At 65.3% G+C, this 12,652-nt stretch carries 12 protein-coding genes; 1 reads left to right on the top strand and 11 read right to left on the bottom strand.

Annotated features, from left to right (window positions below; translation table 11 throughout):
• Positions 1 to 52 precede the first annotated feature (52 nt).
• A complete protein-coding gene (locus tag ACQ4WP_RS06045; RefSeq protein ID WP_436519125.1) occupies positions 53 to 2,065 on the top strand; it encodes a S9 family peptidase in 2,013 nt (670 codons plus the stop codon).
• On the opposite strand, the gene ACQ4WP_RS06040 is transcribed toward ACQ4WP_RS06045, so the two are convergent.
• The 11 genes from ACQ4WP_RS06040 to ACQ4WP_RS05990 all read right to left on the bottom strand — a co-directional run bounded on the left by ACQ4WP_RS06040 (position 2,062) and on the right by ACQ4WP_RS05990 (position 12,630).
• Positions 2,062 to 2,778: a glycosyltransferase family 2 protein gene (locus ACQ4WP_RS06040; RefSeq protein WP_436519124.1), complete on the bottom strand. Its 717-nt coding sequence runs from the start codon at positions 2,776 to 2,778 to the stop codon at positions 2,062 to 2,064. The genes ACQ4WP_RS06045 and ACQ4WP_RS06040 overlap by 4 nt on opposite strands.
• The gene (locus ACQ4WP_RS06035; RefSeq protein ID WP_436519123.1) at positions 2,775 to 3,419 is read right to left on the bottom strand and encodes a class I SAM-dependent DNA methyltransferase; all 645 of its coding nucleotides are present in this window, start codon (positions 3,417 to 3,419) and stop codon (positions 2,775 to 2,777) included. The genes ACQ4WP_RS06040 and ACQ4WP_RS06035 overlap by 4 nt, the downstream gene beginning before the upstream one ends.
• On the bottom strand, positions 3,416 to 4,186 hold the full coding sequence (locus ACQ4WP_RS06030; RefSeq protein ID WP_436519122.1) for a PIG-L deacetylase family protein: 771 nt from the start codon (positions 4,184 to 4,186) through the stop codon (positions 3,416 to 3,418). The genes ACQ4WP_RS06035 and ACQ4WP_RS06030 overlap by 4 nt, the downstream gene beginning before the upstream one ends.
• Before the next feature lies 1 nt (position 4,187).
• Complete coding sequence (locus tag ACQ4WP_RS06025; RefSeq protein ID WP_436519121.1) at positions 4,188 to 5,216, bottom strand: acyl-CoA dehydrogenase family protein; 1,029 nt, start codon at positions 5,214 to 5,216, stop codon at positions 4,188 to 4,190.
• Between the two features lie 161 nt (positions 5,217 to 5,377).
• Entirely contained in the window at positions 5,378 to 6,004 is a 627-nt protein-coding gene (locus ACQ4WP_RS06020) for a hypothetical protein (protein ID WP_436519120.1), read from the bottom strand.
• A gap of 174 nt (positions 6,005 to 6,178) precedes the next feature.
• Positions 6,179 to 6,772: a hypothetical protein gene (locus tag ACQ4WP_RS06015; RefSeq protein WP_436519119.1), complete on the bottom strand. Its 594-nt coding sequence runs from the start codon at positions 6,770 to 6,772 to the stop codon at positions 6,179 to 6,181.
• A gap of 146 nt (positions 6,773 to 6,918) precedes the next feature.
• On the bottom strand, positions 6,919 to 8,997 hold the full coding sequence (locus ACQ4WP_RS06010) for a methyl-accepting chemotaxis protein (protein WP_436519118.1): 2,079 nt from the start codon (positions 8,995 to 8,997) through the stop codon (positions 6,919 to 6,921).
• A gap of 56 nt (positions 8,998 to 9,053) precedes the next feature.
• Positions 9,054 to 9,845 (bottom strand): TorF family putative porin, encoded by a 792-nt coding sequence (locus ACQ4WP_RS06005; protein ID WP_436519117.1) that lies wholly within the window; start codon positions 9,843 to 9,845, stop codon positions 9,054 to 9,056.
• Positions 9,846 to 10,084: 239 nt separating this feature from the next.
• Positions 10,085 to 10,498 carry a hypothetical protein gene (locus ACQ4WP_RS06000; protein ID WP_436519116.1) on the bottom strand — a complete coding sequence of 138 codons (414 nt, stop codon included), beginning with the start codon at positions 10,496 to 10,498 and terminating at the stop codon, positions 10,085 to 10,087.
• 62 nt (positions 10,499 to 10,560) lie between these two features.
• On the bottom strand, positions 10,561 to 11,580 hold the full coding sequence (locus ACQ4WP_RS05995; protein ID WP_436519115.1) for a helix-turn-helix transcriptional regulator: 1,020 nt from the start codon (positions 11,578 to 11,580) through the stop codon (positions 10,561 to 10,563).
• 81 nt (positions 11,581 to 11,661) lie between these two features.
• Entirely contained in the window at positions 11,662 to 12,630 is a 969-nt protein-coding gene (locus ACQ4WP_RS05990; protein ID WP_436519114.1) for a GGDEF domain-containing protein, read from the bottom strand.
• Positions 12,631 to 12,652: the final 22 nt, after the last annotated feature.

Here is a 12,652-nt window from a genome sequence, read left to right as displayed (position 1 = left end):
CTGGCACATGCACGTGTGATGTTTCCCTTCATTCATTAACCATGAGGTGTCCATGATTCGCTATGTCCTGCCTGTCCTGTTGTTCGCCAGCGCGCTGCCGGCGCACGCGCAAGCCCCTGTCAATGACACGCCGCTGATCGAGCGGGCCAAACTGTTCGGCAATCCCAGCAAGTCCGGTGGCAAGCTCAGTCCCGATGGACGGTGGCTGTCGTGGATCGCGCCGCGCGATGGCGTGCTCAATGTGTGGGTGGCGCCGGCCAGCGACCTGGCGCAGGCGCGCCCGCTGACGCAAGAGAAGGTGCGGCCCATCCGCAGCAGCTTCTGGTCGTCCGATTCCAAAACCCTGCTGTTCATCCAGGACAAGGGTGGCGACGAGAATTTCCTGCTGTATGGCGTGAACGTGGCAACGGGCAAGCAGATCAATTACACGCCGTTCGAGAAGACCCGCGTGCGGATCGTCCAGATCAGCAGCAAGGTCAAGGACCGCATCCTGGTGGGCATCAATAACCGCGATGCGCGCTGGCATGACGTGTACAGCCTGGACCTGGCCAGCGGCAAGCTGACCCTGGTGCAGCAGAATGATGGCTATGGCGGCTACCTGGCCGACGAGCAGCTCAAGCTGCGTATCGCCAGCAAGGCGCGCGCCGATGGTGGCATGCAGTATTTCCGCATGACCGATGGCAAGGTCGAGAGCGCACCACTGGCCGAGGTGGGCCTGGAAGACTCGCAGACCACGGCGCCGCTGGCGTTTACGGTCGATGGCAAGACCTTGTACTGGACCGACTCGCGCGGCCGCAATACCTCGGCGCTGCTGGCGCAGGATGTCGCCAGCGGCAAGGCCACGCTGGTGGCGCAAGACCCGCGTGCCGACATTTCTGACGCCCTGTACGATACGCGCACGGGCAAGGTGCAGGCCTATTCCGTCGACTATCTGCAGCAGGAATACCTGCCGCTGACGGACGACCTGAAGGCCGACCTGGCCTTCCTGAAGAAGCATGCCAAGGGCCAGTTCAACGTGACATCGCGCACGGAAGCCGACGACAAGTGGCTGGTGGGCGTCGATGCCGTCACGGCGCCGGCATCGACCTGGCTGTATGAGCGCAAGACCAAAAAGCTCACGCGGCTGTACGTCACGCGTCCGGAACTGGAAGGCGCGCCGCTGGTGCCCATGTATCCGCAGCAAATCAAGGCGCGCGACGGTCTGACTCTGGTGTCTTACCTCACTTTGCCGCAGGCGTCGAAGGCGAACGCCGGCGGTGTGCCATCGCAGGCGGTGCCGATGGTGCTGCTGGTGCACGGCGGGCCATGGGCGCGCGATACGTATGGCTACAACGGCTACCACCAGTGGCTGGCCAATCGGGGCTACGCGGTGCTGTCGGTGAATTACCGGGGATCGACGGGCTTCGGCAAGCAATTCATCTCGGCCGGTGACCTGCAGTGGGGCCGCAAGATGCATGACGACTTGCTCGACGCCGTGCAATGGGCCGTGAAGAGCGGCGTGACCAGCGCCGACAAGGTGGCCATCATGGGCGGCTCGTACGGCGGCTATGCCACTCTGGCCGGCATGGCGTTCACCCCGACCACGTTTGCCTGCGGCGTCGACATCGTCGGCCCGTCGAACCTGTTCACCCTGCTGCAAACCATTCCACCGTATTGGGAAGTGGGCAAGCAGCAGTTCTATAAACGCATGGGCGACCCGACCACGGAAGAAGGCAGGGCGCTGCTGAAGGAGCGTTCGCCGCTGAATTTTGCGCAGAACATCCAGCGGCCCCTGCTGATTGGCCAGGGGGCGAACGACCCGCGCGTCAACGTGGCTGAGTCGGACCAGATCGTGGCGGCCATGTCAGCGAAGAATATCCCCGTCACGTATGTGCTGTTTCCCGACGAAGGCCATGGCTTTGCCCGGCCCGTGAACAACATCGCCTTCAATGCGGTGACGGAAAACTTCCTGGGGCAATGCCTGGCTGGCCGCGCGGAACCGATCGGCGCCACGCTGAAGGCGTCCACCGCGCAGGTCAAGCACGGCGCCGAGTTTGCGCCGGGTTTGCTGGAAGCGATGCGCTAAGTCGGCGTCAGGTGCGCGGATGTCTCCAGCGCCGCCACTACCTGCAGCAAGGTATCGCCGAAGCCGCCCCGTGCCCTGGCATGGCGGCGGGCGCTGGTGGTGACACGCGGCGCGGCGCTCCAGGCGATGTGCGCACCGCACGCTTGCAGGGCGGCCACCATCGCCACGTCTTCGCTGCAGGCCAATGGCGCAAAGCCGCCGGCGCGCAGGTAGGCGCTGGCGTGTACGCCGAAGTTGGCGCCATGGATGTGGCGGTGGCCGTCGGCATCATTGTAGGTGCGGGCGTAGTGTTCGCGCAGCGCATCGGCGTTGTGTCCGTGCGGCGACCAGTCATCCACCGCCACCGTGCCACAGACGGCATCGGCGTCCAGGCCCAGCTGGGTGCTCAGCCAGGAGGGCGACACGCGCGTATCCGCATCCGTAAAGGCCAGCCAGCGTGCGCCCCGCTGCAGCAGCAGCTGCGCGCCGGCGGCGCGCGCGCTGCCCACGTTCTGCGCATTGATGGCGATGCAGTCGAGACGCCAGCGCAGGTCAGCCTGTATGGCATGCGCCAGCACGATGCGCTGCGACTGGTCGCTGCAGGCATCGAGCACGATGACGATGCACACCGCCTCGCCATGCAGCAAGGGACAGGTGGCGGCAAGGCGCAACGCTTCCAGGCAGGCGCCCAGGCACGCTTCCTCGTTATGCACGGGCACCACCACGCCGATCATGCGAAGCCCTCGCGCTGCGCCACCGAGCGCGCATCGTTCGACCAGATCCCCAGCAGGAAGTCGGTTTCTTCGTGCCGCAGCACGCGGTGCAGGCCGGGCGCGTCCTGGAAGGCTGCATGTACGCGCACGGTCGAGACGATGCGCTGCGCGAACGGCGCGCGCCAGTGGCACAGGACGATGCTGCCGCCCGGCGCCAGGCTGGCGATGCTGTGTTTGACCACGCGCGCCAGCTCTTCCGTCGCCAGGTAATAGGCGATCTCGCTCAGGACGATCAGGCCGAACTTTTCGGCGCCCGGCAGGATGCGCGGCCAGTCCTGCGGCAGTCGGTGCTGCGCCAGGCTGACGTTGCCGCTGCACCCCGCGTCCAGCAGGCGCTGCTGCGCCAGCCCCAGCGCTTCGGCCGAGAGGTCGGCCGCCAGTACGCGCTCGCAGCGTCGTGCCAGTTCCACCGTCAGCTCGCCGTTGCCGCAGCCCGGTTCATATGCGTGGCGGTAGTGCTGCTGTGGCAGGCTTGCCAGCAGCAGGGCGCGCTTGCGCTCCTCGTACCAGCGCTGGCGCACCAGCCACGGGTCGGCATCCTGGCGATACAGCTGTTCGAAATAGCTGCCGCGCTGGTCGTCTGGCTTGAAAGATGCGTTCATAGAAAATACACCTCCCACGCGTGCAGCAGTCGCTGCAAGGCGTCGCCGGCCACGATGGCGGGGCGGCCCGTCGAAGGATCGGCTTCCATCTGGCTGGCGAAGCAGCGCAGGGCTGCGCGCTTGCGCTGCAAGATGGGGGCCGGCAATGGCAGGCGATGCGCGCGGTGCCAGGGTAGGCGCGCATCGCCGGGCGTGGCCCAGTGCCAGCCCCAGACGGGCATTTCCACCAGAGTGGCGCCGCTGGCCGAGCATGCTGCAGCGCAGGCCCAGCCGCAAGCCTCATGGTCCGGGTGGCCATCCAGGCGCCAGGTGGTGAAGACCCTGTCGCCGGGACGCAGCTGCGCTGCCAATGTGGTGCTCAGGCGCGGTGTCATGCTGGCCACGCCGCCATCGGGCAGGTGCAGGCGCAGCCATGCGGGATGCGCCAGTCTCAGTGCCTGCAGCGCCTGCGCCGATTCCTGCGGGCGCACGCGGCGCAGGCGTTCCTGCGGCCAGAGTGGCGAGCCCGGATGGCTGGCGTCGCCATCGGTGACGGCGATGAGCAGCAGTTCGCTGCCTTGCGCCGCCAGCAGTTGCAGCAAGCCGCCGCAGGCGAGGATTTCATCGTCGGGATGAGGCGCGACGATGACGGCGCGCGCCCCCGGCGGCACCAGTGCGTGGGCGCCAATGGTGGGCAGGTCATTTAGCCCCGGCCAGGATAGCCAAACCTGGTCAGGCGTGCCACCGCCTTCGATGCGGCGCGCATGCTTGTCGGGATGGGCGAGCATGTCAGAGCGCCCACGGATGTTCTTCGGCGCCGGCGATGATACCGCCCAGCACGGCCTGATCGCGTTCGGCATGGCTTTGGCGCAGGAAGACGGGCAGGTCGGCCGCCAGGCGCGCGAAGCGGGCATCGCGGCACAGGGGGCCGGCGCCCAGCGCACGGGTGGCCAGGTGCATGACCAGGGTGGCGGCGTCTTCCACCGTCAGGCGCAGGCGCAGCGCCAGGCCCATGGCGTCGCGCTGCGGCTGTGCGTCGATTTCGGCGGCGCCTTCGCGCAGCAGCGCGCCGGCGGCGCGCAGTGCGCAGTCGATTTGCCCCAGTTGCGCCAGGCGGACGGGATCGGGGGCGGCGTGCTGCGCGCGCGCATGCAGGTGGCTGGCGACGGCGCAGGCCGCGCCATACCACGCGGCCGCGATGCCGGCGCCGCCATGCCAGAAACCGGGGCGCTCCAGGTAGGCGCCCGGAGCGCCCACGGGAAAGGCCCGTGCGCCGGAAAAAGTCACGTCGACGCTGGCGCAGGCGAGCATGCCGACGGCTTGCCAACCTTCGTCCGTGACGTGCACACCGGGCTGCGACAGGGCCACGCAGGCCAGGCATGCCTGGCCGTCCTCGTTCCAGCAGCTGATCAAGGCATGGCTGAGGCCATTCGCCCCGGAGCACCAGGCCTTGCGGCCATCGAGCACATGGCGGCCATCGGTCGCCTGTTGCAACTGCACGCGCGCGCCCGGCATTTCCGCGCACCAGACGCCCCAGCTGCTGCCGGCCGGCACGCCGGGACCGTCGATTTCCGCCAGGATGGCCAGCGCATCGGTATGGCCCTCATACAGCTTGAGCAGGGAGAGGTCGATGGCGGCAATGGCAGCCAGCATTTGCCAGCGCTGCAGGGTGGCGCCGTGCCCGGGCAGGGGTAATTGATCCAGCCCCGCGTCGCGCAAACGCCGCAAGCCTTCGATGGGGTGGAAAGCGCGGTCCTGCGGCTGCAACAGGGCGTCCAGTGCAGTGTGGGAGGGCAGGGGGAAGGTATGCTGCGACATGGCAAGCTCCTGTTTTTTCAACAGGATAGCTTTCTATTTTCGCAATGTCTGTTCGATTCTGCACATACTCCCGCGAACGGCCACGCGACCATGCAGCGACGGGCGAGAAGATGCGGCCGCGACAACTGCAAGGCCGGGCGGCCCCGCAGCAGAACATGCGCTTACTTTTTCACGTAGTGCATGTCCAGGACATACACGCCCTTGTCCAGCATCACCGTGTACAGGTCGTTGCCGCGCAAGGACAGGCCGCCGGGGACGCTTTGTGCAGCTTGCATGCCTTCGTCCCACATGCACGATTCACCATTGTCCACCTCGACGCACCACTGCTGCTGGTTTGCTCGCAGCACATATTTCACGGTGGCGCCGCTGCGCTGGAATGCATAGGCCGGGGCCGACGAGGTGACCTTATCGACGCGCAAGCTCGTTGCCGCGGCATTTTCCGCCAGCTTGATCAGCATGTCGGCTGTACCGTCCGGCTTGCCGGTGATCTTCGCGCTCATGCTGTCCGTCGCTACCACGGGGCCGGAGCAATCGGCCTTGAAGTAGGTTTCGCCGGTCGGCGTCATTTCCAGCGAACCGCTGCCGTCGCTCTTGAATGCGATGACGAGCGATTGACGGTCGTGATCGTCGCAGGCCGACTGCCAGGTGCCGATATACGCGGCCAGCGGCGAGGCACTGCCGGAATCGCCGGCAAGCTGCTGCGTCGTACCGCCGCCACCGCTACCTCCACCGCAGCCGGTCAAGAGTGCCGCGGCCGAGCCGGCCAATACTGCCAGTAGTTTTTTCATTCAGAGTCCTTTTATCCGGCAACGGTGCGTGCCGTCAACGCGGCCTGATTATAGGAGTATTGACAGGGGACAATTCTCACCGAATCTATCGGCGACTTGATTTGGATCAATATCTGGAATCAGGTGGACAGTTATGCCAGATGCGCCGCGCCGGCTGCATCTGGCGCAGTTCGCTTACTTGCGGGTCAATACAAAGTTTGTTTTGTAGACAGCCGCATCTGGCAAGAGCAGATACAGCTTGTCGCCTTGCAGGTACAAGCCACCCGTTTGCGTCATGGCGGGGACCGGTCCCGCGTCAGCGGCGCAGGAACGCGGCTTGTCCGGGTGAGTGATGCACCAGGCCGGCTCCCCCAGTTCGACGGAATAGATCAGGTCCTTGCCGGTGAAGACGCTCGTATAGGCGGGACTGCTGAGCGTGATTTTGTCAATGCGGGTGGCGTTCGTGGCGCCAGCGGGGTTGAGCTGGACCTGCACCTCGGCCGTGCTGCCATAGCTAACGGTGGATGTGACAGTGGGGCTTTGGGTGGCAAATGGCGTGCCGGAGCAGTTTGCGGTCTCGAAGTGCTCGATCTTGTCGGCGATCTCCAGGCTGCCATCGGCTTTGCTGGTGATGGTCATCGTCTCGAGCGCCTTGTCCTGGCAGGGAGTCTGCCAGCTGCCCGCATACACGGCCAGGGGAGCTGCGGCTTGTTCGGCAGGAGTGGAAGAACCACCGCCGCAAGCGGCCAGCAGTGTGGAAGAGGTAAGTACTGCGAGGGTTTTTTTCATGTATTTCCAATAATCGGCAAAGTGGCGTGCCGCAGGCGCGCCAGATTATACGAAATATTTCTCTATGGAAACTCACGAAAACTCACCATGGTGCTGCGCCGCCCGCAAAGAGGGAAACTTTGCGGGTTAGCGTCGCCTCACTCCGCTTAAAACTCTTCCCAGTCATCGCCGGCCGTTGCCTTGGCGGGCGCGCGCTGTGCCGCTTGCGGCTTGGCGATGCTCAGGCGCTTGGCTGGCACCGGTGTTTTTGGCGGCACGGCGCGCGGCGTTGCCACGCTTGCTGCTGGTGTCGTCTGGCGCACCTGCTCGCCCAGCTTGAACACGCTGACGACCTGGGCCAGGTGGCTGGCCTGGTCTTGCAGGCTTTCGGCGGCGGCCGCCGCTTCCTCGACCAGGGCCGCGTTCTGCTGCGTCACGCCATCCATTTGCGCCAGCGCCTGGTTGACCTGGGCGATGCCGTCGCTTTGCTCGGTGGTGGCGACGCTGATGTCGGCCATGATGGCGGTGACCTTGCGCACGCTGTCGACCACCTGCTCCATGGTGGCGCCCGCTTCATCGACTAGCTTGCTGCCGGCGGCCACCTTGCCCACGGAATCGTCGATCAGCAGCTTGATTTCCTTGGCCGCCGCAGCCGAGCGCTGTGCCAGGTTGCGCACTTCCGTGGCGACGACGGCGAAACCGCGGCCCTGTTCGCCCGCGCGCGCCGCTTCCACGGCCGCGTTCAGGGCCAGGATGTTGGTCTGGAAGGCGATGCCGTCAATCACGCTGATGATGTCGACGATCTTGTTCGACGAGTCATTGATCGACGTCATGGTTGCTATCACCTTGCCGACCACTTCACCGCTCTTTTGCGCCACGCTGGACGCAGAGGCCGCCAATTGATTCGCCTGGCGCGCATGGTCGGCGTTTTCCTTGACCGTGCCCGTCAGCTCTTCCACCGAAGCGGCCGTCTCTTCCAGCGAACTGGCTTGCTGTTCCGTGCGGGCCGACAGGTCGTTATTGCCTTGCGCAATTTCCGCGCTGGCGCGCGCCACATTGTCGGCGCTGGCCTGCACTTGCAGCAGCACGGCGTGGATCTTTTCCACGAAGGCGTTGAAACCCTTGCCGATGACGGCCAGCTCGTCGGTGCCCTTGACTTCCAGCTTGACGCGCAGGTCGGCGTCGCCGCTGGACAGGTCCGTCATGGTGCGGCCCAGGGTGCGCAGCGGGCGCGTCAGCTGGTTGACGACGAGGATCAGGATGCCGGCCGTGGCCGCCGCGCACAGCAGGGCGACGATCAGGGTGTAGATCATCAGCTCGCGCGCCGAGGCGATGGCCACGCTTTTCGGGAAGTTCAGTTCCACGCTCCATGGCGCGATATCGGGGTGGATCTGCAGCGGCTGCAGCAAGTGGATATAGCCCTGGCCATCCTCGTATTCGTACGGCTGGCCCTGGCGTACCTTTTCCAGGCCGGCAGCAGGCACGTCGTCGGCCTTCTTGCCCAGCCGTTCAGGCACGGGATGGCTGGCGTACAGGCCGCCGTTCGAGATCAGGGCCAGCTTGCCGCCCTCGATCACTTTCAGATCGGCCAGGATTTTCGCCAGGCGCGTGAGCATGAAGTCGGCGCTGGCCGTGCCCTTGAAGCTGCCATCGATCATGATGGGCGCGACCAGCGAGGCCATCAGTACATCCTTGCCGTTGACGGGGTAGATATACGGTTCCGTAAAGAAGGTTTTTCCCGTGCGCTTGGGTACGTCATACCAGTCGTTGGCGCCCGGTTTCGGGTCGAAGACGATGGGTTCGACTTGCAGCTTGCCGCCGGCGCCCCGCGTCCAGTAGGGCATGAAGCGGCCGCTGGCGTCGTAGTTCGGCTTCTGGTCGGCGAATTCCGCATCCTTGCCGTCGAGCGCGTTCGGCTCCCACGTCACGGCCGCGCCCAGCAAGTCTTCCGAACTGCTCAGCGTCGCCTTGGTCAGCTCATTGATCTGTTCACGCTGCAGGGGCAGGCTGGCGCTTTTGGTGCCGCGCATGGCGCCGGCCAGGCTGCTGACGCTGGCCAGGTTGCTGGCGATGCGTGCCTGCAAGGCGCCAGCCACTTCACGTGCCGACGTGCGCGCCAGTGCCAAAGCGGCCGCTTCGGCGCTGGCACTGCTCTTGTAGCCGATCACCGCCGCCGTGACGCCCAGGCTGAGGATGGCGAGCGCGGTGGCGGCGACGCAGATTTTGCTGTTCAGTGAGAGTTGCATGAGGCTGTTCCTTGATGGGGAGGATATCGGTGTCATGGGCGGCGCGCGTGGCGCACCTAGAACGTCTTGCTGATGGCCACGACCAGCGTGGCCGCGGCGGGGTTCGAGGTGTCGAACTGGCCGGCTGCATTCGGGATGCCCAGCGTGTAATGGTCGTAGGCGTCGGTGGCGCCCCAGGCACGCGTCACGGCAGCGCTGGCGCTCCAGCCGCCGTCGAAGGTCCTGGTGACGCCGACCTTGGCGTCGCGCCAGTTCCAGATGGCATTGCCTGCGCCCGCCACCCGGCCATTGCCGGCGTGCAGATTCAAGGTCCAGGCATTGCCCAGGTCGACATTCGCGCCCACGTCCAGGTAGCCCGTTCCGCGCGCATTGGTGATGCCGAAAAAGTCTCGCGTGACGGTATGGTTGTACTTGGCGTACAGCATCTTGTAGCTCAGGCCCAGCGACAGTTCGCCATAGTCGTACTTGACGCCTGTGGCGCGGTAGATGGCACCCGGATACTTGTAATAATACGCCAGCACGCTATAGCCCAGCTCGCCCGCCGTGCCGCTGTAGCCGCCATACAGGTCCCATTCGATGCTGGCGTCTTCGATATAGCGGTCGCTGACGGTGGAAGCCCACGTCCCCAGCGACCAGCCGCTGGGGTGCGCGTAGTCGGCACCGGCCTGCAGGGCCGGCTTGCCCCAGGTCTGGCGAAAGCCGCGCGAAATGTATTGCGAGGTGAGGCTGGCATTGGCGCTGAAGGTGGCGGCCGTGCTGTCCGAGGTCTGTGCCTGTACGGGCAGGGCGGCCAGCAGGAAGACGCAGCCCAGCAAGGATGTTGCAGGAAAATGGTGGTGCGATGGCATGGCAGTCAGCTCCGTATTTGCCGGCAGCGGCCGTCCAGGCACGTTGCCCTCATGGTTGCAATAAAAATGCGGAATGGACTTTGCGCAAGCAAGGCGACACCGTCTGCATGCTCACAGGAACATGCACACATTCTCACCAAACGTAACTGAAAGGATAGGGGCTAGGGCTAGTGGAAGTCAACAAAGTTGCGCTGCGGAAATCGTAAGTTGTTGTTTCCTGGCACTTTTTCATGCGCCTGTCATATTGCTGGTGCGCCGCGGCTGGCTGCCTCTTGCAAGCAGGCCAGCAAGCCGGGCAGGGCCGCATGCAAGGCAGGCAGGTCGCCATCCAGTAGCTCGGTCTGCATTTCCACCAGGCCCGATGGCTGGCCCCAGACAACCTTGGCGCTCAGCCGGGCGCTGGCGTCGAGGCGCGTGACGCTGACCAGCAGGGCGACTTCTTCCGGGGCATCCTCGGGGACCTCTCCGAGCAGGCAGGAAATGCCGAAGTGATAATCCTGGAAGGCGCTGACCGTACCGCTGGAAAAGGCGAAGACGGAGGCGAGTACCTGAGGCGCAGCGGCCGCAAGTGGCGGCAGGGCGGCGCGGAACCGGGGCAGCAAGTCGTTTTCCAGCTGGCGCACCAGCGGATGAGTGTGGCTAAGGACGGTCATGCGAGGATGCAGTAAGTGGCGGCGCGCGATAGTAGCAGTTTTTGCCGCCGCCGGGGCCGTCGTCAGGCGGCGTAGCGGCTGGCCATGCTGGCGATGGTGCTTTTCATCTGGTCGCGCAGCGCGGCGGGTGCCAGCACTTCCACGCCATCGCCCAGGCCCAGCAACCACCATTGCAGTTCGCGCGTGCTGGGCACGGTGGCGGTCAGGTGCAGCGAGCCATCCTCGCGTTCCTGCAATTGCTGGTCCGTGCTCAGCGGCGTCTCGTACAGGTGTTCGCCGCTGCGCCGGGCAAACACGGCTTCGAGCAGCAGCGGTTCGCCATCGCGGATGCCCGTGGCGCCGGAGGCAATATACGCGTCGATGTCGAAGCCTGGCTGCGTGCGCGCAGGCAGGTAGAGCCTTTCCGCCTGCTGCACACGGTGCAGGACCAGGGTGCGCACATCGTTGTAGTCGGCGAACAGGCATACCAGATAGAGCAACTGGCCCCGCTGCACGATGGCCAGCGGATGGACGGCGTCATAGCTGACGAGATTGTCATTGTCACGTTTCTTGTAGCTCAGCTTGAGCTGGCAGTTCTGCATCAGCGCTTCATACACAGTGCGCTGGCAAGTTTCGTCGATCTCGGGCGCCAGCAGCCGCTGCATGGGAGCGATAACGCGTATTTTGCCCAGCCAGGCGGACGAGTTGGCACGCTCGCTGGCGGCGTTCAGGGTCTGGCGCGCCGCGCTGAAATACGGTTGCATGCTGTCCAGGGTGGATGGCGGCAGCGCATGGCGCAGGTGCTGCTCCATCAGCGCCAGGGTCAGTGCGGCAGGCGTCGACAGGCCAGGCATGTCCATGCGCGCCGCATTTTCCATCCAGCACCAGCCAAACGGCTTGCTGTCGATTGGATTGATCAGTGGGAAAATCTCGGCCAGGTCCAGTAAATCGCGCTGGATCGTGCGGATGCCGATGGCAAAGTCGATGGCCTTGAGCTTGTCGTGTAGTTCGGCGACGGTGATGGTGCGGGGCGCCTGCGGTATCAGGCGCAGCATTTGCCATTGGCGCATGATGGTGGAAGGGCGGGGCGCGTGTTCAGGCATGGTGGTTCCGTTCTATTCAGTGGCAGGATGTGTACTGATAAGTACACAAGTTAACGAATGGTAACATTGATTCGATGACAATTACAGGGCGTCCAGCATGGCCGCCCTGACGCAATTGCGCCCCGCGTGCTTGGCCTGGTACAGCAGGCTGTCCGCAGCAGCGACCAGGGCGGCAGGGCCGGATGTCTGGCTGCCAGGCGCACAAGCGATGCAGGCCACGCCGAAACTGGCCGTCGTTCCGATGTGCGACATCAGGCTGGCGCGCAAGCGTTCGGCCAGGCGCACGCCGCCAGCCAGGTCCGTTTCCGGCAGGATCAGCAGGAACTCCTCGCCGCCGTGGCGTACCACGCTGTCGATGCCACGGCGCGTGGCGTTGCCGAGCAGGGCGGCAAAGGTGCGCAGCACGTCGTCGCCTGCGGCATGGCCGTGGGCGTCGTTGATGCGCTTGAAGTGATCGAGATCGCACAGGATGGCCGTCAGGCACAGGCCATGGCGTTTTGAGCGCGCAAGTTCGGCGCCCAGCAAGTGCTCATCGAGGTAGCGGCGGTTGTAGCAGCCCGTCAGGTGGTCGCGCACGGCCTGCTCGGCGAGAACCGCGTGTTGCAGCAAGTGCTCGCGGTGCTGGCGCTGCTGGCTATGGCAGGCACAGATGCCGGCCAGGTTGAGCAGCAGCAAGGTGGCGGCGCTGCCAGCCTGGAACTCATCCTGCAGGCCGAGCCAGGCCAGGCTCGCCAGGATGGCCAGGCCGGCGCCGCCCAGCATGTGCCGCGTGATGCCGGCATAGGGCGCAGCGAGCAGGATGCAAAAGGCGGTCGCGTGCCAGTCGGCATCGGTTTCGCGCAGTGCGTAGCAGAGCAGGAAGACGACCAGGTCCAGCGCCAGCAATGCGCTGCCGCAGGCGCTGCGGCCAGACTGTGTTGCTGATGCGCGCAGGGCCCGCAGCAGCATGGCCAGGATGACCAGGCAGCAGGCCAGGGCCAGCGGCCAGCCGGCGGGCGGCAACAGCGCGACGGCAAAGACGGCGCTGGCGCCGGCATGCAGGGACAGCAAGGGATGCAGCTCCGGCCTGCGG

This window comes from Janthinobacterium lyxosi (genome assembly GCF_051380665.1).
GTDB lineage: Bacteria > Pseudomonadota > Gammaproteobacteria > Burkholderiales > Burkholderiaceae_D > Janthinobacterium.
Note: the sequence above shows the minus strand (reverse complement) of the source record. Positions and strands in the feature narration are given on the sequence as shown.

Bases quoted from the DNA above. Each gene is read 5' to 3' on its own strand.
- ACQ4WP_RS06045 (WP_436519125.1), top strand. From the start codon at position 53: ATGATTCGCTATGTCCTGCCTGTCCTGTTGTTCGCCAGCGCGCTGCCG.
- ACQ4WP_RS06040 (WP_436519124.1), bottom strand. From the start codon at position 2,778: ATGATCGGCGTGGTGGTGCCCGTGCATAACGAGGAAGCGTGCCTGGGC.
- ACQ4WP_RS06035 (WP_436519123.1), bottom strand. From the start codon at position 3,419: ATGAACGCATCTTTCAAGCCAGACGACCAGCGCGGCAGCTATTTCGAA.
- ACQ4WP_RS06030 (WP_436519122.1), bottom strand. From the start codon at position 4,186: ATGCTCGCCCATCCCGACAAGCATGCGCGCCGCATCGAAGGCGGTGGC.
- ACQ4WP_RS06025 (WP_436519121.1), bottom strand. From the start codon at position 5,216: ATGTCGCAGCATACCTTCCCCCTGCCCTCCCACACTGCACTGGACGCC.
- ACQ4WP_RS06020 (WP_436519120.1), bottom strand. From the start codon at position 6,004: ATGAAAAAACTACTGGCAGTATTGGCCGGCTCGGCCGCGGCACTCTTG.
- ACQ4WP_RS06015 (WP_436519119.1), bottom strand. From the start codon at position 6,772: ATGAAAAAAACCCTCGCAGTACTTACCTCTTCCACACTGCTGGCCGCT.
- ACQ4WP_RS06010 (WP_436519118.1), bottom strand. From the start codon at position 8,997: ATGCAACTCTCACTGAACAGCAAAATCTGCGTCGCCGCCACCGCGCTC.
- ACQ4WP_RS06005 (WP_436519117.1), bottom strand. From the start codon at position 9,845: ATGCCATCGCACCACCATTTTCCTGCAACATCCTTGCTGGGCTGCGTC.
- ACQ4WP_RS06000 (WP_436519116.1), bottom strand. From the start codon at position 10,498: ATGACCGTCCTTAGCCACACTCATCCGCTGGTGCGCCAGCTGGAAAAC.
- ACQ4WP_RS05995 (WP_436519115.1), bottom strand. From the start codon at position 11,580: ATGCCTGAACACGCGCCCCGCCCTTCCACCATCATGCGCCAATGGCAA.